General features: G+C 64.3%; 15 protein-coding genes and 1 pseudogene. 12 read left to right on the top strand and 4 right to left on the bottom strand.

The window, feature by feature from the left end:
* Positions 1-60 precede the first annotated feature (60 nt).
* From F6S12_RS23515 to F6S12_RS23490, 6 genes and pseudogenes are all read left to right on the top strand, one after another.
* Positions 61-591, top strand: a complete 531-nt coding sequence (locus F6S12_RS23515; RefSeq protein ID WP_011063916.1) for a 4-vinyl reductase — start codon at positions 61-63, stop codon at positions 589-591.
* Between the two features lie 15 nt (positions 592-606).
* On the top strand, positions 607-2,667 hold the full coding sequence (gene dgcA / locus F6S12_RS23510; protein ID WP_015637308.1) for a dimethylglycine demethylation protein DgcA: 2,061 nt from the start codon (positions 607-609) through the stop codon (positions 2,665-2,667).
* Between the two features lie 114 nt (positions 2,668-2,781).
* Positions 2,782-4,731 carry a dimethylglycine demethylation protein DgcB gene (dgcB, locus tag F6S12_RS23505; RefSeq protein WP_072443626.1) on the top strand — a complete coding sequence of 650 codons (1,950 nt, stop codon included), beginning with the start codon at positions 2,782-2,784 and terminating at the stop codon, positions 4,729-4,731.
* On the top strand, positions 4,731-5,951 hold the full coding sequence (locus F6S12_RS23500) for an electron transfer flavoprotein subunit alpha/FixB family protein (protein WP_015637306.1): 1,221 nt from the start codon (positions 4,731-4,733) through the stop codon (positions 5,949-5,951). The genes dgcB and F6S12_RS23500 overlap by 1 nt, the downstream gene beginning before the upstream one ends.
* A gap of 9 nt (positions 5,952-5,960) precedes the next feature.
* Positions 5,961-6,731 (top strand): electron transfer flavoprotein subunit beta, encoded by a 771-nt coding sequence (locus tag F6S12_RS23495; protein ID WP_315869368.1) that lies wholly within the window; start codon positions 5,961-5,963, stop codon positions 6,729-6,731.
* Positions 6,732-7,781: 1,050 nt separating this feature from the next.
* A pseudogene (locus F6S12_RS23490) lies at positions 7,782-8,077 on the top strand (hypothetical protein); the annotation flags it as partial.
* Positions 8,078-8,491: 414 nt separating this feature from the next.
* Here the strand turns inward: F6S12_RS23490 and gbcA are convergent.
* Complete coding sequence (gene gbcA / locus F6S12_RS23485; protein WP_315869367.1) at positions 8,492-9,787, bottom strand: glycine-betaine demethylase subunit GbcA; 1,296 nt, start codon at positions 9,785-9,787, stop codon at positions 8,492-8,494.
* Between the two features lie 291 nt (positions 9,788-10,078).
* Between gbcA and gbcB the strand changes: the two genes are divergently transcribed.
* The gene (gene gbcB, locus F6S12_RS23480) at positions 10,079-11,179 is read left to right on the top strand and encodes a glycine-betaine demethylase subunit GbcB (RefSeq protein WP_011063909.1); all 1,101 of its coding nucleotides are present in this window, start codon (positions 10,079-10,081) and stop codon (positions 11,177-11,179) included.
* Positions 11,180-11,257: 78 nt separating this feature from the next.
* Here gbcB and F6S12_RS23475 read toward each other — a convergent pair whose 3' ends face one another.
* From F6S12_RS23475 to F6S12_RS23465, 3 genes are all read right to left on the bottom strand, one after another.
* Positions 11,258-12,085: a nitrilase-related carbon-nitrogen hydrolase gene (locus F6S12_RS23475; RefSeq protein ID WP_011063908.1), complete on the bottom strand. Its 828-nt coding sequence runs from the start codon at positions 12,083-12,085 to the stop codon at positions 11,258-11,260.
* Positions 12,082-13,527: a cytosine permease gene (locus F6S12_RS23470; protein WP_315869366.1), complete on the bottom strand. Its 1,446-nt coding sequence runs from the start codon at positions 13,525-13,527 to the stop codon at positions 12,082-12,084. The genes F6S12_RS23475 and F6S12_RS23470 overlap by 4 nt, the downstream gene beginning before the upstream one ends.
* A 273-nt stretch (positions 13,528-13,800) precedes the next feature.
* On the bottom strand, positions 13,801-14,841 hold the full coding sequence (locus F6S12_RS23465) for a low specificity L-threonine aldolase (RefSeq protein WP_011063906.1): 1,041 nt from the start codon (positions 14,839-14,841) through the stop codon (positions 13,801-13,803).
* Between the two features lie 100 nt (positions 14,842-14,941).
* On the opposite strand from F6S12_RS23465, the gene F6S12_RS23460 reads away from it, so the two are divergent.
* From F6S12_RS23460 to F6S12_RS23440, 5 genes are all read left to right on the top strand, one after another.
* Positions 14,942-15,682 (top strand): TraX family protein, encoded by a 741-nt coding sequence (locus F6S12_RS23460; protein WP_053154277.1) that lies wholly within the window; start codon positions 14,942-14,944, stop codon positions 15,680-15,682.
* 312 nt (positions 15,683-15,994) lie between these two features.
* The gene (locus F6S12_RS23455; protein WP_011063904.1) at positions 15,995-17,248 is read left to right on the top strand and encodes a serine hydroxymethyltransferase; all 1,254 of its coding nucleotides are present in this window, start codon (positions 15,995-15,997) and stop codon (positions 17,246-17,248) included.
* 23 nt (positions 17,249-17,271) lie between these two features.
* Positions 17,272-18,522, top strand: coding sequence for a sarcosine oxidase subunit beta family protein (locus F6S12_RS23450; protein WP_011063903.1), 1,251 nt, complete (start codon positions 17,272-17,274; stop codon positions 18,520-18,522).
* Between the two features lie 14 nt (positions 18,523-18,536).
* Positions 18,537-18,839: a sarcosine oxidase subunit delta gene (locus F6S12_RS23445; RefSeq protein WP_011063902.1), complete on the top strand. Its 303-nt coding sequence runs from the start codon at positions 18,537-18,539 to the stop codon at positions 18,837-18,839.
* Positions 18,836-19,567, top strand: a 732-nt coding sequence (locus F6S12_RS23440) for a 2Fe-2S iron-sulfur cluster-binding protein (RefSeq protein ID WP_315869365.1), incomplete at its 3' end; no start/stop codon positions are given. The genes F6S12_RS23445 and F6S12_RS23440, both read left to right, overlap by 4 nt.

Below are 19,567 nucleotides of genomic sequence, written 5' to 3'. Positions count from 1 at the left end.
TCGCAGCCTGCGGCAGCGGCTACAGACGTACTTATCCACAGAATTCCGGAGTTTTGAAACATGGCCAAGATCGCCCCGCAATTGCCTATCGAAGTCGACAGCGAAACCGGTGTCTGGACCTCCGACGCCCTGCCGATGCTCTACGTGCCACGGCATTTCTTCGTCAACAACCACATGGGCATCGAGGAGGTGTTGGGCGCCGATGCCTACGCCGAGATCCTCTACAAGGCCGGCTACAAGTCCGCCTGGCACTGGTGTGAAAAAGAAGCCGAATGCCACGGCCTGGAAGGCGTCGCGGTGTTCGAGCACTACATGAAGCGCCTGTCCCAGCGCGGCTGGGGCCTGTTCAAGATCCAGGACATCGACCTGGATAAAGGCACCGCCAGCGTCAAGCTCGAACACTCGGCCTTCGTCTACGTGTACGGCAAGGTCGGGCGCAAGGTGGACTACATGTTCACCGGCTGGTTCGCCGGTGCCATGGACCAGATCCTGGCGGCCCGTGGCAGCAAGATCCGCACCGTGGCAGAGCAGGTTTACGGTGGTTCCGAAGAAGGCCACGACGATGGCCTGTTCGTCGTCAAACCGTTGTAAGCGGAGTTAAGAAAAATGGCTTTCGAAGCGATGTTCCAGCCGATCCAGATCGGCAAACTGACCATCCGCAACCGTGTGCTGAGCACTGCGCACGCCGAGGTCTACGCCACCGACGGCGGCATGACGACCGAACGGTATGTGAAGTACTACGAGGAAAAGGCCAAGGGCGGCATCGGCCTGGCGATCTGTGGTGGTTCCTCGGTGGTGGCCATCGACAGCCCCCAGGAGTGGTGGAGCTCGGTGAACCTGTCCACCGACCGGATCATCCCGCATTTCCAGAACCTGGCCGACGCCATGCACAAGCACGGCGCCAAGATCATGATCCAGATTACCCACATGGGCCGGCGCTCGCGCTGGGACGGTTTCAACTGGCCGACCCTGATGTCGCCGTCCGGGGTGCGCGAGCCAGTGCACCGCGCCACCTGCAAGACCATCGAGCCGGAGGAGATCTGGCGGGTGATCGGCAACTACGCCCAGGCCGCGCGCCGGGCCAAGGCCGGTGGCCTGGACGGTGTCGAGCTGTCGGCGGTGCACCAGCACATGATCGACCAGTTCTGGAGCCCACGGGTCAACAAGCGCACCGACGAATGGGGCGGCACCTTCGAGAAACGCATGCGTTTCGGCCTGGAAGTGCTCAAGGCGGTACGCGCTGAAGTGGGCGACGATTTCTGCGTGGGCATGCGCCTGTGCGGCGACGAGTTCCACCCGGACGGCCTGTCCCATGAGGACATGAAGCAGATCGCCAAGTATTACGACGACACCGGCATGCTGGACTTCATCGGCGTGGTGGGTTCGGGCTGCGACACCCACAACACCCTGGCCAACGTGATCCCCAACATGAGCTTCCCGCCGGAGCCGTTCCTGCACCTGGCGGCGGGCATCAAGGAAGTGGTCAAGGTGCCGGTGCTGCACGCACAGAACATCAAGGACCCGAACCAGGCCACGCGGATTCTCGAAGGCGGTTACGTCGACATGGTCGGCATGACCCGCGCGCACATGGCCGACCCGCACCTGATCGCCAAGATCAAGATGGGCCAGATCGACCAGATCAAGCAGTGTGTCGGCGCCAACTACTGCATCGACCGCCAGTACCAGGGCCTGGACGTGCTGTGCATCCAGAACGCCGCCACGTCCCGTGAATACATGGGCGTGCCGCACATCATCGAGAAAACCACCGGCATCAAGCGCAAGGTGGTGGTGGTCGGTGCCGGTCCTGCCGGTATGGAAGCCGCCCGCGTGGCGGCCGAACGTGGCCATGACGTGACCCTGTTCGAGAAGAAGGAAGCCATTGGCGGGCAGATCACCACGGCCTCCAAGGCGCCGCAACGGGACCAGATCGCCGGCATTACCCGTTGGTATCAGCTGGAACTGGCGCGCCTGAAAGTCGACCTGCGCCTGGGCACCGCGGCGGACACCGCGACCATTCTCGACCTGCGCCCCGACGTGGTGGTGCTGGCCGTGGGCGGCCATCCGTTCATCGAGCAGAACGAGCACTGGGGCGCCGCCGAAGGGTTGGTGGTCAGCAGCTGGGACATCCTCGACGGCAAGGTGGCGCCGGGCAAGAACGTGCTGGTGTACGACACCATCTGTGAGTTCACCGGCATGTCGGTCACCGACTTCATCGCCGACAAGGGTTCGCAAGTGGAAATCGTCACCGACGACATCAAGCCGGGCATCGCCGTGGGCGGCACCTCGTTCCCTACCTACTACCGCAGCCTGTACCCCAAGGAAGTGATCATGACCGGGGACCTGACCCTGGAGAAGGTCTACCGCGAGGGCGACAAGCTGGTGGCGGTGCTGGAGAACGAATACACCGGCGCCCGGGAAGAACGGGTGGTGGATCAGGTGGTGGTGGAGAACGGCGTGCGTCCTGACGAAGAGCTCTACTACGGGCTCAAGGAAGGTTCGCGCAACAAGGGCCAGATGGACGTCGAGGCGCTGTTCGCGATCAAGCCGCAGCCGTGCCTGAGCGAGACGGGGGAGGGCTACCTGTTGTTCCGCATCGGCGACTGCGTGTCCCAGCGCAACACCCATGCCGCGATCTACGACGCACTGCGCCTGTGCAAGGATTTCTAAGCCACTTCCTGTAGGAGCCGGCTTGCCGGCGATCGGCACTGGCGAGATACCGCGTGCTGCCTGATCGCTGGCAAGCCAGCTCCTACAAGGCCCCAGGTCTTTGGGAGCTCCACCATGTTGAACACCCTTCTTCCCATTCTGTTGTTCGCCGCCATCGGCCTTGCGGTCCTTGGCGCGCTGCGACGCGTGGCCATGTGGCGCCGGGGGCGAGCCTCCAAGGTCGATCTGATTGGCGGCCTGCTGGCCATGCCCAAGCGCTACATGGTGGATCTGCACCACGTGGTGGCCCGGGACAAATACATGGCCAACACCCACGTGGCCACGGCGGGGGGCTTTGTCCTGGCCGCCGTGCTGGCGATCCTGGTGCACGGTTTCGGCCTGCACAACCGCATCCTGGGTTATGCCTTGCTGCTGGCCACCACGCTGATGTTCGTCGGCGCACTGTTCGTCGCCAAGCGTCGGCGCAACCCGCCGGCGCGGCTGTCCAAAGGGCCGTGGATGCGCCTGCCCAAAAGCCTGCTGGCATTCTCCGTGAGCTTCTTCGTGGCGACCCTGCCGGTGGCCGGGATCCTTCCGGAAAACTTCGGTGGCTGGCTGCTGGCGGCGCTGCTTGCGCTGGGTGTGCTCTGGGGCGTGTCCGAGCTGTTCTTCGGCATGACCTGGGGCGGGCCGATGAAGCACGCCTTCGCTGGCGCCCTGCACCTGGCCTGGCACCGGCGCGCCGAGCGCTTTGGTGGCGGGCGCTCCACCGGCCTCAAACCGTTGGACCTGGAAGACCCGAACGCGCCTTTGGGGGTGGAAAAGCCCAAGGACTTCACCTGGAACCAGTTGCTGGGCTTCGACGCCTGCGTGCAGTGCGGCAAGTGCGAGGCGGCATGCCCGGCCTTCGCCGCCGGCCAGCCGCTGAACCCGAAGAAACTGATCCAGGACATGGTGGTCGGCCTGGCCGGCGGTACCGACGCGCAGTTCGCTGGCAGCCCGTACCCTGGCAAGGCCATCGGCGAACACGGCGGCAACCCGCACCAGCCCATCGTCAACGGCCTGGTGGATGCCGAGACCCTGTGGTCCTGCACCACCTGCCGGGCCTGTGTCGAGGAATGCCCGATGATGATCGAACACGTCGATGCCATCGTCGACATGCGTCGCCATCTGACCCTGGAGAAGGGCGCCACGCCGAACAAGGGCGCCGAGGTCCTGGAAAACCTCATTGCCACCGACAACCCCGGCGGCTTCAACCCCGGCGGGCGGATGAACTGGGCGGCGGACCTGAACCTGTCCCTGCTCAGCGACAAACAAAGCACCGACGTGCTGTTCTGGGTCGGCGACGGCGCCTTCGACATGCGCAACCAGCGCACCCTGCGGGCCTTTGTCAAAGTGCTCAAGGCGGCCAAGGTGGACTTCGCCGTGCTCGGTCTGGAAGAGCGCGACAGCGGTGACGTGGCCCGGCGCCTGGGCGACGAAGCGACTTTCCAGCTGCTGGCCAAGCGCAACATCCAGACCCTGGCCAAGTACCGCTTCAAGCGCATCGTCACCTGCGATCCCCACAGCTTCCATGTGCTGAAGAACGAGTACGGCGCCTTCGATGGCAACTACCTGGTGCAGCACCACAGCACCTACCTGGCCGAGCTGATCGGCGCCGGTGCGCTGAACCTGGGCCAGCACAAGGGCAGCAGCGTGACCTATCACGATCCTTGCTACCTGGGTCGTTACAACGGTGAGTACGAAGCCCCTCGGGACGTACTGCGTGCCTTGGGCATCGAGATCAAGGAAATGCAGCGCTCGGGCTTCCGTTCCCGTTGCTGCGGCGGTGGCGGCGGCGCGCCGATCACCGACATTCCGGGCAAGCAACGGATTCCCGACATGCGCATGCAGGACATCCGCGAAACCGGCGCCGAGCTGGTGGCCGTGGGTTGTCCACAGTGCACGGCGATGCTCGAAGGGGTGGTGGAGCCGCGGCCGATGATCAAGGACATCGCCGAACTGGTAGCCGATGCCTTGCTCGAAGACGCCGCCCCGAGCAAAGCGCCGGCGTCGGTGAAACCTGAACCTGCGGAGGTGCACTGATGAGCGACATTATCCGCCGCGATCCCCGGGCCGAGTGGATCGCCCGCAACCGCCTGCACCCGCTGCACGCGGCCATGCAGCCGGCGCAACACAGCTGGATGGGGCCCAATGGCCTGATCCGCAAGAACCCCCACGGCATCGGTTTCATCGGCCCCAACGGCCTCAAGCGCATCGACCGCAGTGGCGCCCAGCAGGGCGGCAGCGCCAAGCGCACGGCAGCGGCCGAGGTGCAGTTGCCGCTGCATCAAGTGGCGCAGCCGGCGTTCTACATCAGCGTGGTGCCGGACATGGTCGGTGGCCGCCTGAGCAGCCACGACCGCGACCTGCTGGGCCTGGCCCATCAGTTGGCGGGCCAGGACGGCGCGGTGCTGGCGGTGGTGTTCGGCGAACACAAGGAATCGGCCTTCGCCACCGCGGGTGTCGACCGCCTGCTGGTGCTGCAAGGCAGCGAGTTCGAAGGTTATGCACCGGAACAACGGGTGCAGGGCCTGCGGGCTGTGGATAACCAGTTCAGCCCGCGCCACTGGCTGCTGCCCGACAGCCGCACCGGCGGCGGCGAACTGGGCCGGCGCTTTGCCGCGGCCCTGGGCGAACGCCCGGCGACCCGAGTTTGGCAGGTCAAGGACGGGCAGTGCATCGGCCGTGCCGGCGCGGGCCTGCAGGACCTGGCGCGGCCGGTCGCGCGCTTGATCCTGGCCGCCGCCGAATGCGCGGAGCCGGTCAGCGAAACCCGCCACGAAGCCTTGCCGGTGGAGTTATCCACAAGCGTGGCCCGCAGCCTGGCGCGGATCGAAGACCTGGGCGCAGTGGCGGTGGACCCGGCGGCGATTCCCATGGCCGAGGCCGAATTCATCTTTTCCGGGGGCAACGGGGTCAAGGACTGGCCGCTGTTTCACCAGACCGCCGCCGCCCTGGGGGCCACCGAAGGCGCTTCGCGGGTGGCGGTGGACGACGGCTTCATGGCCCGCGACCGGCAAGTGGGGGCCAGTGGTATCTGGGTCACCGCGCGGGTCTATGTGGCGGTGGGGATTTCCGGAGCGATCCAGCACCTGCAAGGCATTGGTGCCTGCGACAAGGTGGTGGCGATCAACCTCGACCCGGGTTGCGACATGATCAAGCGTGCCGACCTGTCGGTGATTGGCGACAGTGCGGAGATTCTCAAGGCCTTGATCGCGGCGGTAGCGGCCTACCGCAACGACGCCAAGCGCGATGCGGCTTAAGGGGATGTTATGCACAGCAATGTAATCAGCCTGATTTCGATGGGCGCCCACCCCACCTCCGGCCGCCCGCGGCGTGCCGAACAGGATGCCCGGGCAGTGGAACTGGGCCTGCAACTGGCCGGTGCGCAGTTGCAGGTGCTGCATGCCGGCGATGTAGCCGAACCGGCCCTGCGCGCCTACCTGGGCATGGGCCTGGAACAGCTGCATGTGCTGGAGCAGCCGGCGGGCGCCGATGCCCTGCCGGCACTGACCCAGTACCTGCGTCATGCCGGCGCCCAGGTGGTGCTCACCGGCAGCCAGGCGGAAACCGGCGAGGGCTCGGGGATGCTGCCATTCCTGCTGGCGGAAAACCTCGGCTGGCCGCTGGTGGTGGGGCTGGCCCAGGTCGAGTCCCTGGGCGATGGCGTGGCCCATGTCCTGCAAGCCTTGCCTCGCGGCCAGCGACGCCGGCTCAAGGTGCGCCTGCCATTCCTCGCCACTGTGGATAACGCCGCACCCAAGCCGCGCCAGAGCGCCTACGGCCCGGCGCGCCGGGGCGTGCTCGAAACCGACCAGGTGCTGGTGGTGGAGGACGAGTTGTTCACAGGCTCCAGCCTGCAACCGGCCAAGCCGCGGCCCAAGCGCCTGAAAGTGATCAAGGCCAAGAGCGGCGCCGACCGCATGAAAGCCGCTACCGCCAAGGCCAGCGGCGGCACCGGCCAGGTACTCAAGGGCGTCAGCCCTGAGGCGGGTGCCGAAGCCATTCTCAAATTGCTCATCGAAGAAGGCGTAGTGCGCTGACCTCAGGGTTATGCACAACCCCTGGCACCGCTGTTCGCTGGCAAGCCAGCTCCTACGGGAGGGAAATGTACCCATGCCCTGTAGGAGCCGGCTTGCCGGCGAAGAGGCCAGCGCGGTTTTGCACAATTCCCGGGCGTCTTTCGCGACAGGGGGTAGGGTTACTCACAATCCCTGTGTGCGGACCTGTGGATAAGGTGTTCGCGCCTCGCTCCAGCCCTTGTGCAGCGGGCCCTGGCGCCGCCTGTACGATTTTTGATCAGGCTAAGTCGGCGTTTTTTATGGCGTTTTTTCCATGATGGGAAAACCCTCGGGTAGACTTTTGCACAGCAGTTGCCCCCAAAGTCTGTTGGCGCTTCTGTGGATAAGATGTTCGCTTAGCGCTGTATCCCTTGCAGAACGGGGCTTTCAAGATTTTGTTCAAAAAACGACCAAATGCTGGTTTTTCCGCAGAATATCCTGGCGTGGCCCTGATAATGCGCGGCGTTTGGCGGTTTTCCACAGTGCATGACTCGTGCACCCGAGTTGCCCCCAAAGTCTGTTGGCCGTTCTGTGGATAAGGTGTTCGCCTTCCTCTGTAGCCTTCTGAATACATGGCTTTGATGGATGTGTTCAAAAAATGATCAATGTCTTGTAAAACAGCACTTTCTACATAAGTTACGGATTTTATTGCCATTACCCGGCGAAATATCCCCAAGCCAGAGGAACTTGCCCACAGTTGCTGTGGGCCAAGGTGTGGATAAGGTGTTCGTCGAAGGCTGCACCCCTTGTAATCCATGGCTTGCACGGCAATAGATCAAATTTCATACAGTTCTAATGGCTGCCTTGACACTGGCAAGTGGCCTGTCTTCACTGATGCCACAAGGACCTGGCAGTTACTTATCCACATCCGGTTCCCGGGAGCTCAGGCAATGGACTGTCGTTCATCACAGGCTTCCGCGATCCGCGCCTTTCTCCCTCGACGCACCCGCCGCCGCGCCACCAACCAGCGTGCCCGCCTATAGCTGCACCCCCGGGCTGCCGCCGGTTGGCACTTTTTCCACAGTTTGTGTTTCCCTGGCCAAGCTCCAGGCCAACCAGAAGTCCGCGGACTTTCTCAAGCAGGAGGCGCATTTCTACAAGCCGCCGATCAACGTGACCTTCGCCAAGTTACCCAACAACCTCAACCACGTCGGGGTCGAGCAACTGCCGTGCAACCACTGTGGCGACTGCGTCTGGGGCTGTAACAACAAGGCCAAGAACACCACCGCAATCACGGTGCGCAGATTTTCTGCCAGGCCCAGGTGCGCCATCTGGAGCGTGACGGCGACGGCTGGATCGTGCGCTTCCAGTACCTGGACAGCGCCCAGGGACGGCATGTATGGGCGCTGCATCGGCCATGGGGCGATTCCCTATGGCGTTACCAGCGAACTGAAGGGCAACACCCAGGTGCAATGGTCGGAAACCCTTTCGGCAGACGACCCGAACTACCCGCTACGGGTGCGCAATGGCTATGTGAAGGTGAGGCTGGACGGCCCGCAGATCAGCGAGACCTTCATCGGCGAGACCGGCGCGGTCAGCTGGTCGCGGCCCCGAAGGCCCTGTAGCCGCTGCCGAGCCCGCGAGGCTGCGACAAGGTCCGCAGGACCTTGCTTGACGGTTTTCCGCCGGACCTCAGGCGCTCTCAAGATCGCTGCGCCTGCTGCGTCGGAATGCCGCCCAAGCCGTTCGCAGCCTGCGGTAGCGGCTACACAAGCCTTGTAGCCGCTGCGGTGCTTGCAGTGTCAGCCGGTGACCGGAACACCCTTGAGGTAAGGCGCCGGTTCCGCCCCCAGGTTGCTCAGCATGCGCTCGCTGTACCAGTCGACGAAGTTGACCACGCCGAACTCGTAGGTCTTGGAGTACGGGCCGGGCTGGTAGGCGGTGGAGTTGATGCCACGCTGGTTCTCTTCCGCCAGGCGCCGGTCCTGGGCGTTGGTGGCGTCCCACACCTGGCGCATGCGTTCGACGTCGTAGTCCACGCCTTCCACCGCGTCCTTGTGCACGATCCACTTGGTGGTGACGATGGTTTCCTGGGCGCTGATGGGCCACACGGTGAACACGATGATGTGGTCGCCCATGCAGTGGTTCCACGAGTGCGGCAGGTGCAGGATGCGCATCGAGCCCAGGTCCGGGTTCTTGATCCGCCCCATCAGTTTGGCGCAGCCCTGCTTGCCGTCCAGGGTCATGGACACGGTGCCCTTGAGCAGCGGCATGCGCACGATGCGGTTGCGCAGGCCGAAGCTGGCGTGGGCGTAAGGGATCTTCTCGGCTTCCCAGGCGGCGGCGGAGGCGGCTACGTGGTCCTTGAACGCCTGGTCGGCCCGGGGGTCGGTGACGTCGTCCCATTCCAGCAGGGTTTTCAACAGTTCAGGGTGCGAGCCGCCGCAGTGGTAGCACTCGCGGTTGTTCTCCAGCACCAGCTTCCAGTTGGCCTTTTCATGCAAGGTGGTCTGCACCGCCACCTTGGTGTTCTCCATGTCGTAGGGCTCCATGTAATGGGCCAGCGTGGAGAGGAAGTCGTCGATGGCCGGCGGATTCTCTGCCAGGGAGATGAAGATGTAGCCGCCGGCGGTCTTCACGTTCACCGGTTTCAGGCCGTATTGCTTCATGTCGAAGTCGGCGCCCATCTCGGTGCCGGCGAACAGCAGCCGCCCGTCCAGTTCGTAGGTCCACTGGTGGTAGTGGCAGACCAGCTTGGCCACCTTGCCCTTGTCGCTGGTGCACAGCCGTGAACCGCGGTGGCGGCAGACGTTGTGGAAGGCGTGGACCACGCCGTCGGCGCCACGGATGACGATGATCGGGTTCTTGCCGATCTGCAGGGTGATGTAGTTGCCCTTGGTGGGGATCTCGCAGGTCATGCCGGCGATCAGCCATTCCTTCTGGAAGATCTCCTGCATGTCGATATCGAACAGCCTTTCATCGCAGTAGAACGGCTGCGGCAGGGAAAAGGTCCGCTCACGTTCCTGCAGCATCTGTGCAGTGGCCTTGCGTGCAGGTTCCAGCGGATCGCCCAAGCTCAGGGTTGCGGTGACGTCCATCGTTCAAGTCCTCATGGCCGTTCAGTGCGGCCGGCGAATTAATTAGTGGCTACGGTGGGTGCTACGCAAGTCACGAAAAAAACGGCTGTTGTCGTTGAGGCGAGTGTGGGTCCGCAGGCGCCAAGAACCTTATCCATGGGCGACATGGCCCAATCTGTTCCCGACGCGCCAGCCCCGGCAGCTGGGGGCTGGTCGCGATAAGCATGTGAATGTCGCAGATAGGTAAATGGGCGCGAGAAGCCTTACGCAGAATCGCTGACAAGACGCCGACCGTCGGCCGTGGAGAACAGCATGTCCAACACCTTCCTCAACCCGGTAACCACCCAGACCTGGGCCAATGGCCGTCACATCGTCCGTTGCGTCAAAGTCATCCAGGAAACCTGGGACGTGCGGACCTTCTGCTTCATGGCCGACCAGCCGATCATGTTCTTCTTCAAGCCTGGGCAGTTCGTCACCCTGGAGCTGGAGATCGAGGGCCAGCCGGTGATGCGTTCCTACACCATCTCCAGCTCGCCCTCGGTGCCCTACAGCTTCTCGGTGACCATCAAGCGCGTGCCCGGCGGCAAGGTCTCCAACTGGCTGCACGACACCCTGCACGAAGGCCAGGAACTGGCGGTGCACGGGCCGGTGGGGCTGTTCAACGCCATCGACTTTCCGGCGCCGAAGATCCTCTACCTCAGCGGCGGCGTCGGCATTACCCCGGTGATGTCCATGGCGCGCTGGTTCTACGACACCAACGCCAACGTCGACATGGTGTTCATCCACAGCGCCCGTTCCCCCAAGGACATCATTTACCACCGCGAGCTGGAGCACATGGCCTCGCGGATCGACAACTTCAGCCTGCACCTGATCTGCGAAAAGCACGGCCTGGGCGAGCCCTGGGCCGGTTATCGCGGTTACCTGAACCACAAGATGCTGGAGTTGATGGCCCCGGATTTCCTGGAGCGGGAAGTGTTCTGCTGCGGCCCCACGCCCTATATGAGCGCGGTCAAGCGGCTGCTGGAAGCCGCCGGTTTCGACATGGCGCGCTACCACGAGGAATCCTTCGGCGCGACCCCGGCCGAAGCCCGGGCCGATGCGGTGGAACACGCCGAACAGGCGGCCGAGGCGCCGGAGCCGGACCTGGCGGACCTGCATCAGGTGGAGTTCACCGCTTCGGGCAAGAGCATCCGCGTGGCCCCCGGGGAAACCGTGCACGCGGCGGCGGCCAAGCTTGGCCTGATGATTCCCAAGGCCTGCGGCATGGGCATCTGCGGCACCTGCAAGGTGCTCAAGCTGGGGGGCGAGGTGGAGATGGAGCACAACGGCGGGATCACCGAGGAAGACGAAGCCGAAGGCTACATCCTGTCCTGCTGCAGCGTGCCCAAGGGCGACGTGCGCGTGGAGTTCTGATCGCCGGCAAACCGGCCCCTGCATCCGTTTGCTGTAGGAGCCGGCTTGCCAGCGAACAGGTGCAAGCTGATCCTTCGGTTACTGATACAACGCCGGGCGCCGATCCAGGTGCACATGGTTATGTTCACTGATGGACTTGTGCCAGGCCTGGGTCAGGTCCAGCTCCGCCAACAGCAACTGCTCGGCGCTTTCCCGATCCCTGCCCGCCAGTGGATAACCGTCGGCATCGACAAGGGTCGAGCCGCCCACCCAGTTCACTCCACGTTCCTCGCCGCAGCGGTCGCAGGCGGCGATGAACATCCGGTTGACCGCCGCATTGGCCTGCACCCGGACCATCTCCGCCGGCCGCTCGCCCAGCGGGCGCGGGCCATCCGGCCAGTTCACCGGGGCGCACAGCAGGGCCGCGCCGGCCAGGGCTGGCAGGCGCACCCACTCGGGAAACTCCAGGTCGTAGCAGATCATCATGGCGATCGGCCCGAAGCGGGTCGCCACCACCGGCGGCGGTTCGTCGCCCGGGGTGAAGATCAGGTTTTCCCGATCCCACAGGTGGGCCTTGCGGTACAGCGTCAGCCTGCCTTCGGGTTCGACCAGCGCCGCGCTGTTGGCCACGCGCTCCTGGTCCAGGCGCTCGCAGAAGCCGCCGACGATCACCACCTGCAGCTCTTCGGCCAGGGTTTTCCACAGGCTCAGGGTCGGCCCGTCGAGGCTTTCCGAGAGTGCCAGGGCTTCATTGCGGTCACTGAACACATAGCCGCTCTGCACCAGTTCCGGCAGCACCACCACCTGGGCGCCGCGGGCGGCGGCCTGGCGTATCGCCTCGGCGCCCAGGGCGCGGTTGTACTTAAGGTCGCCGATGCGCGGGGCCACTTGCTGGCAGGCCACCTTGAGGGATGCCTGAGGAATCATTGCGCGCCTCCTTCCAGTTGCTGCTCGCTGGCCTGGATGGCCAGGCGCTCCGCGTCCAGGTCCAGGTTGCGGGTCAGCGCCCAGTAGACCAGCGCGGCCACGGCAAGGCCAACCACGAAGGCAATGTCGGCGCCGCCCAGGGCCTGGGACAGCGGGCCCTGGAAGAAGCTCAGGGACATGAACGGCACCATCGCCAGCAGGCCGAGGAAATACGCCAGCAGCCCGGCGCTGGACCAGCGGCCATAGATCCCGGTGTGATTGAAGATGTCGCTGATGGCATAGCGACCTTTGCGCACCAGGTAGAAGTCCGCCAGGTTGACTGCGGTCCAGGGCACCAGGAAATACAGCATCAGCAGCACGAAAGTGTTGAAGCTGCCCAGGTAGCTCTCGGGAATGTTCATGGCGATGAGAAAGATCACCACCGCCACCAGCACGATTCCGCAGACCCGGCTCTTGAGGTTGGGCTTGATCGACTTGAAGCCGTCGATGGCGCTGATGCCGGTGAGCATGGCGCCGTAGCAGTTGACCGCCATGATGCCCACCAGCGCCGGCACTGCGATCAGCACGGTGAAGGTGCCGAAGCCGGGGATCACCCGGTTGCCCACTTCGCGCACGCTGGCGATGGCATCGGGGGAGGGCAGGGCCGAAGCCAGGAACGCCCCCAGGGACATCAGCCACAGGGCCGAACCGGCGGCGCCCAGGTAGGTCCAGAAGATCACCTGGCGCGACGGCGTCTGGTGCGGCAGGTAGCGTGAGTAGTCGGAGACGTACACCGAATAGCTGATCTGGTAGCCGGCGGCGGCCGACAGCTGGATCAGGAACGCCGACCAGGAGAACTGCGGGTCGGCCAGGGCCGAGTCGGCCTGCAGGGTCAGCAGGGCACTGACGGTGAGCACCGCGAACACGCTGATCATCACGTAGGTCAGCCAGCGCTGCACGGTGTGCAGCAGGTCATGGCCGATCACCGCGATCAGCACCGCCACGGCGATCATCAGGGTGTACCAGGGCGCCCGGGCGCCGGGAATCACGGTGTTGATGGCATCGGTGGCGAGAATCACGTTGAACACGTTGAAGCCGATGTAGACGAACACCACGGCGGTGAACGGCACGATGGCGCCACGCAGGCCGAACTGGGCGCGGGACTGGATCATCTGCGGCAGCCCCATGCGCGGACCCTGGTTGGCGTGGAAGGCCATGCAGAAGGTACCCAGGCAGACGCCGATGACGATCGCCAGGATGGCGTATTGCAGGGCAAGGCCCAGGGCTGCGCCGGTGAAACCGGTGACCATGGTGGTGAGCACGAAGTTGCCGGTGAACCAGAAGGGGCCCTGGTGCCAGACCTTGCCGTGGCGCTCGTTGCGCGGCACGTAGTCTATGGAACGGGTTTCGATCTTCAGGCCGGGAGGCTGGGCGCTCTCGGTGACGCAAGAAGAAGTCGTCATGGGGTACAGCCTTATTTTTATAGGTCGACCCCGGAGTCTCGGACAAACGCTGCGGTTGTTGAATCAGTGGGGGCAAATAATCAGTTCAGGAATTTGTGAACTGATGAAGGGGGCGTGCTTGACGGGCCTCTTCGCTGGCAAGCCAGCTCCTACGGGGTGGGAGGTGCGCTGGCCATTGTAGGAGCCGGCTTGCCGGCGAAGGCGTCGGTGAGCGCGGCGCTTGGGTTGCGGGCCTCTTCGCTGGCAAGCCAGCTCCTACAGGCGGGGGGTGGGTCAGGCGCTCATGACGGTGCGGATGTCGGCTGCCAGTTCGCGCACGCGGTCTTCCTCGGTGTCCCAGGAGCACATGAAGCGCGCGCCACCCTTGCCGATGAAGGTATAGAAGCGCCAGCCCTTGGCCGTCAGTGCGGCAATGGCCGGTTCCGAGAGTTGCAGGAACACGCCGTTGGCCTGCACCGGGAACATCAGTTCCACGCCAGGAATGTCGGCCACCAGTTGGGCCAGCAGCTGCGCGCAGTGGTTGGCGTGGCGGGCGTGCTTGAGCCAGGCGTCGTTTTCCAGGAGGCCGACCCAGGGCGCGGAGAGAAAGCGCATTTTCGAGGCCAGCTGGCCAGCCTGCTTGCAGCGGTAGTCGAAGTCTTCCGCCAGCTTGTGGTTGAAGAACAGGATCGCTTCACCCACCGCCATGCCGTTTTTCGTGCCGCCAAAGCACAGCACGTCCACGCCGGCCTTCCAGGTCAGCTCCGCCGGGGTACAGCCGAGGAAGGCGCAGGCGTTGGAGAAGCGCGCGCCGTCCATGTGCAGGTTCAGCCCCAGTTCCTTGCAGGTGGCACTGATGGCGCGAACTTCTTCCGGGGTGTAGACACTGCCCACCTCGGTGGCCTGGGTCAGGGTTACCACCCGCGGCTTGGGATAGTGGATGTCCTGGCGCTTGAGGGCGATCTCGCGGATCGATTCCGGGGTCAGCTTGCCGTTCTGGGTGCCGGCGATCAGCAGCTTGGAGCCGTTGGAGAAGAACTCCGGGGCGCCGCACTCGTCGGTTTCGACGTGGGCGGTTTCCGAGCAGATCACGCTGTGGTAACTCTGGCACAGCGACGACAGGGCCAGGGAGTTGGCGGCGGTGCCGTTGAAGGCGAAGAACACTTCGCAATCGGTTTCGAACAGTTTGCGGAAATGATCCGAGGCGCGAGCGGTCCACTGGTCGTCGCCGTAAGCGCGCTCGTGGCCGTGGTTGGCCTGCTCCATGGCGGCCCAGGCTTCGGGGCAGATGCCGGAGTAGTTGTCGCTGGCGAATTGTTGGCTCTTGTCGGTCATGGCCGGCTCCGTGGTCGATGATGGTGCGCACTTTAACCAAGAATAATGGCCCAGCACACGCTCTGTTTATGCCGGAATAATGCATGGCCCATAAGGATTTATGCGTGACGCGATGCTGAAACCCGACACTGCCCGGCGCGACGGGGCGCTGGATGCGCTGAAATGGCTGGCGCTGCTGAGCATGGTCCTCGATCACCTGCGTTATGTGGGCCTGAGCCTGGACTGGCTTTACGTACCCGGGCGCCTCGCGTTTCCCTGGTTCTGCCTGGCCATGGCGGTGAACCTGACCCGGGCCAGGGATGAAATCGACCGCCGGCCCGGCCCATGGCGCTACCTGGGCTGGTTGCTGCTGTTCAGCCTGCTGAGCGAGATTCCCTATCGTCTGTTCATTCCCGACCCCGATACCTTGAATGTGTTGCCCACCCTGGCCCTGGGCCTGCTGGTGGCTCGCGGCTGGCAGCGGCGCAGAGACCTGGACCTGGGGCTTGGCCTGCTGGCCTTGCTGCTGGCGGTGGTTTTCAGCGAGCGGCTGATGTTCGGCGCCTTCGGGGTGTTGCTGCCGCTGGCCCTGGTACTGGTGTTGCGCCGGCCCTGGTATTTCAGCCTGCTGCCTGGGGCGCTGTGCCTGGCGGCCAATCAATGGGAAACCTTGTTCCCGGCGGCGCGCCTGGGCAATCAGGTGGCGACCTGCGGTATTGCCGCTTGTCTGCTGGCGCCGTGGCTGGGGCTGATGCTGCTGCGGGGGCTGCGTGGCAGGTCGGTGCCGGCCATGCGCCGCTGGGCCTACCTGCTGTACCCGGCGCACTTTCTCCTGCTGCTGGCCCTGCGCGCAGCCCTGTAGGAGCCGGCTTGCCGACGAAGGCGCCCGTGAGGATTTGCGCCCGGCTTGCGGGCCTCTTCGCTGGCAAGCCGGCTCCTACGGCAGAGAGCGTTGCGTTGCGGGGGAGGGACAGGCCCGATCCAGAGCCGTTGGCGGGTGGTGCGGGCAGGCATTTATCTCCGCACGCCAGGGCATGTCGTAAACGCACCTTTGCGTGGCGTCCATAGGCATTTGAGTTCCCCTTCCCGGTCATACCATCGCATCCAAAGGGCGTAGCTGTAAGGCTCGCCTCACCGAGACGAAAGGCGCACCGCCGCCGCTGGGAGAGACGTGATGTTCAGCAAGCAAGACCAGATCCAGGGTTACGACGATGCACTGCTGGCGGCCATCAATGCCGAGGAACAACGCCAGGAAGATCACATCGAGCTGATCGCGTCGGAAAACTACACCAGCAAGCGGGTGATGCAGGCGCAAGGCAGCGGGCTGACCAACAAGTACGCCGAAGGCTATCCGGGCAAGCGCTACTACGGTGGCTGCGAGCACGTGGACAAGGTCGAGGCCCTGGCCATCGAGCGCGCCAAGCAACTGTTCGGTGCCGACTACGCCAACGTCCAGCCGCACTCCGGTTCTTCGGCCAACAGCGAGGTGTACCTGGCCCTGCTGCAGGCCGGCGATACCATCCTCGGCATGAGCCTGGCCCATGGCGGCCACCTGACCCACGGGGCCAAGGTGTCGTCCTCGGGCAAGCTGTACAACGCGGTGCAGTACGGCATCGACACCCGCACCGGGTTGATCGACTACGACGAAGTCGAGCGCCTGGCCGTGGAACACAAGCCGAAGATGATCGTCGCCGGCTTCTCGGCCTACTCCAAGACCCTGGACTTCCCGCGCTTCCGGCAGATCGCCGACAAGGTCGGGGCGCTGCTGTTCGTCGACATGGCCCACGTCGCCGGGCTGGTGGCCGCCGGTCTGTATCCCAACCCGCTGCCCTATGCCGACGTGGTCACTACCACCACCCACAAGACCCTGCGCGGTCCCCGTGGCGGGCTGATCCTGGCCAAGGCCAACGAAGAGATCGAGAAGAAACTCAACGCTGCCGTGTTCCCGGGTGCCCAGGGCGGTCCGCTGATGCATGTGATTGCGGCCAAGGCGGTGTGCTTCAAGGAAGCGCTGGAACCTGGCTTCAAGGCTTATCAGCAGCAAGTGATCGACAACGCCCAGGCCATGGCCGGCGTGTTTATCAAACGCGGCTACGATGTAGTGTCCGGCGGCACCGACAACCACCTGTTCCTGGTCAGCCTGATTCGCCAGGGCCTGACCGGCAAGGATGCCGATGCCGCCCTGGGCCGCGCCCACATCACCGTGAACAAGAACGCCGTGCCCAACGACCCGCAGTCGCCGTTTGTCACGTCCGGCCTGCGCATCGGCACCCCTGCGGTCACCACCCGCGGTTTCAAGGTCACCCAGTGCACCGAACTGGCGGGCTGGATCTGCGACATTCTCGACCACCTCGGCGATGCCGACGTCGAGGCCAATGTCGCCCGTCAGGTGGCGGCCCTGTGTGCTGATTTCCCGGTTTACCGCTGAGAGCCGCAACTGGAGCAATGACTATGCAACGCTATTCGGGCTTCGGCCTCTTCAAGCACTCTCTCAGCCACCATGAAAACTGGCAGCGCATGTGGCGCACCCCGACCCCGAAGAAAGTCTATGACGTGGTCATAGTCGGCGGTGGCGGGCATGGCCTGGCCACCGCCTACTACCTGGCCAAGGAACACGGCATCACCAATGTCGCGGTGGTGGAGAAGGGCTGGCTGGGCGGCGGCAACACCGCGCGCAACACCACCATCGTGCGTTCCAACTACCTGTGGGACGAGTCGGCGCAGCTCTACGAGCATGCGATGAAGTTGTGGGAAGGCCTGTCCCAGGACCTCAACTACAACGTGATGTTCTCCCAGCGCGGGGTCTACAACCTGTGCCATACCCTGCAGGACATCCGTGATTCCGAGCGCCGGGTCAGCGCCAACCGCCTCAACGGCATCGACGGCGAACTGCTCAACACCCAGCAGGTGGCGGACGAGATCCCCTACCTGGACTGCTCGAAGAACACTCGCTACCCGGTGCTCGGCGCCACGGTCCAGCGCCGCGGCGGCGTGGCCCGTCACGACGCCGTGGCCTGGGGCTTTGCCCGCGCCGCCGACGCCCTGGGCGTGGACCTGATCCAGCAGACCGAAGTCATTGGTTTTCGCAAGGAAAACGGCGTGTGCATCGGCGTCGAGACCAACAAGGGCTTTATCGGTGCCAAGCGCGTCGGGGTGGTCACCGCCGGCAACTCCGGGCACATGGCCAAGCTCGCGGGTTTTCGCCTGCCGATCGAATCCCACCCGCTGCAGGCGCTGGTGTCGGAGCCGATCAAACCGATCATCGACAGCGTGATCATGTCCAACGCGGTGCACGGCTACATCAGCCAGTCGGACAAGGGCGACCTGGTGATCGGCGCCGGTATCGACGGCTGGGTCGGCTACGGCCAGCGCGGTTCCTACCCGGTGATCGAGCACACCATCCAGGCCATCGTCGAGATGTTCCCGGTCCTCTCCCGTGTGCGCATGAACCGCCAGTGGGGCGGCATCGTCGACACCAGCCCGGACGCCTGCCCGATCATTTCCAAGACTCCGGTGCCGAACATGTTCTTCAACTGCGGGTGGGGCACTGGTGGCTTCAAGGCCACCCCGGGTTCGGGCAACGTGTTTGCCGCAAGCCTCGCCAAGGGCGAGATGCATCCATTGGCCGCCCCTTTCTCCATCGACCGTTTCCACAACGGCGCGCTGATCGACGAACACGGCGCTGCTGCGGTCGCCCACTAAAAGGACAACTACCTATGTTGCATATCTTCTGTCCTCACTGCGGCGAGCTGCGCTCCGAAGAGGAATTCCATTCGTCCGGCCAGGCGCATATTCCACGGCCCCTGGACCCCAACGCCTGCACCGACGAGGAGTGGGGCGACTACATGTTCTTCCGCGACAACCCTCGCGGCCTGCACCACGAGTTGTGGATCCACGCCGCCGGTTGCCGCCAGTACTTCAACGCTACCCGCGACACCGTCACCTACGAAATTCTTGAGACCTACAAGATCGGCACCAAGCCGCAATTCACCGCCAAGGCTGCTGGAGAGAAGGTATGAGCCAGACCAATCGCCTGTCCAACGGCGGACGCATCGACCGCAACAAGGTCCTGACCTTCACCTTCAACGGCCAGAGCTACAAGGGTTTTGAGGGCGACACCCTGGCCTCGGCGCTACTGGCCAACGGCGTGGACATCATCGGCCGCAGCTTCAAGTACTCCCGGCCCCGGGGCATCTTCGCCGCAGGCTGCGAGGAGCCCAACGCGGTGCTGCAGATCGGTGCCACCGAAGCCACCCAGATCCCCAACGTGCGCGCCACCCAGCAGGCGCTGTACCAGGGCCTGGTCGCCACCAGCACCAACGGCTGGCCCAGCGTCAACAACGACATGATGGGGATTCTCGGCAAGGTCGGCGGCAAGCTGATGCCGCCGGGCTTCTACTACAAGACCTTCATGTACCCGCAATCGTTCTGGATGACCTACGAGAAGTACATCCGCAAGGCGGCGGGCCTCGGTCGCTCGCCCACCGAGAACGATCCGGACACCTACGACAACATGAACCAGCACTGCGACGTGCTGATCGTCGGCGCCGGCCCCGCGGGCCTTGCCGCCGCCCTGGCAGCGGCCCGCAGTGGCGCCCGGGTGATCCTGGCCGACGAGCAGGAAGAGTTCGGCGGTACCCTGCTGGACAGTCGCGAGAGCCTGGACGGCAAGCCGGCGGCGGAGTGGGTGGCCAGTGTGGTTGCCGAACTCCAGTCGCTGCCGGATGTGTTGCTGCTGCCACGGGCC

The organism is Pseudomonas sp. JV245A, from assembly GCF_032424515.1.
GTDB lineage: Bacteria > Pseudomonadota > Gammaproteobacteria > Pseudomonadales > Pseudomonadaceae > Aquipseudomonas > Aquipseudomonas protegens.
Note: the sequence above shows the minus strand (reverse complement) of the source record. Positions and strands in the feature narration are given on the sequence as shown.

Excerpts from the sequence above, each read along its gene's own strand:
- F6S12_RS23515 (WP_011063916.1), top strand. The coding sequence starts at position 61 with ATGGCCAAGATCGCCCCGCAATTGCCTATCGAAGTCGACAGCGAAACC.
- dgcA (WP_015637308.1), top strand. The coding sequence starts at position 607 with ATGGCTTTCGAAGCGATGTTCCAGCCGATCCAGATCGGCAAACTGACC.
- dgcB (WP_072443626.1), top strand. The coding sequence starts at position 2,782 with ATGTTGAACACCCTTCTTCCCATTCTGTTGTTCGCCGCCATCGGCCTT.
- F6S12_RS23500 (WP_015637306.1), top strand. The coding sequence starts at position 4,731 with ATGAGCGACATTATCCGCCGCGATCCCCGGGCCGAGTGGATCGCCCGC.
- F6S12_RS23495 (WP_315869368.1), top strand. The coding sequence starts at position 5,961 with ATGCACAGCAATGTAATCAGCCTGATTTCGATGGGCGCCCACCCCACC.
- gbcA (WP_315869367.1), bottom strand. The coding sequence starts at position 9,787 with ATGGACGTCACCGCAACCCTGAGCTTGGGCGATCCGCTGGAACCTGCA.
- gbcB (WP_011063909.1), top strand. The coding sequence starts at position 10,079 with ATGTCCAACACCTTCCTCAACCCGGTAACCACCCAGACCTGGGCCAAT.
- F6S12_RS23475 (WP_011063908.1), bottom strand. The coding sequence starts at position 12,085 with ATGATTCCTCAGGCATCCCTCAAGGTGGCCTGCCAGCAAGTGGCCCCG.
- F6S12_RS23470 (WP_315869366.1), bottom strand. The coding sequence starts at position 13,527 with ATGACGACTTCTTCTTGCGTCACCGAGAGCGCCCAGCCTCCCGGCCTG.
- F6S12_RS23465 (WP_011063906.1), bottom strand. The coding sequence starts at position 14,841 with ATGACCGACAAGAGCCAACAATTCGCCAGCGACAACTACTCCGGCATC.
- F6S12_RS23460 (WP_053154277.1), top strand. The coding sequence starts at position 14,942 with ATGCGTGACGCGATGCTGAAACCCGACACTGCCCGGCGCGACGGGGCG.
- F6S12_RS23455 (WP_011063904.1), top strand. The coding sequence starts at position 15,995 with ATGTTCAGCAAGCAAGACCAGATCCAGGGTTACGACGATGCACTGCTG.
- F6S12_RS23450 (WP_011063903.1), top strand. The coding sequence starts at position 17,272 with ATGCAACGCTATTCGGGCTTCGGCCTCTTCAAGCACTCTCTCAGCCAC.
- F6S12_RS23445 (WP_011063902.1), top strand. The coding sequence starts at position 18,537 with ATGTTGCATATCTTCTGTCCTCACTGCGGCGAGCTGCGCTCCGAAGAG.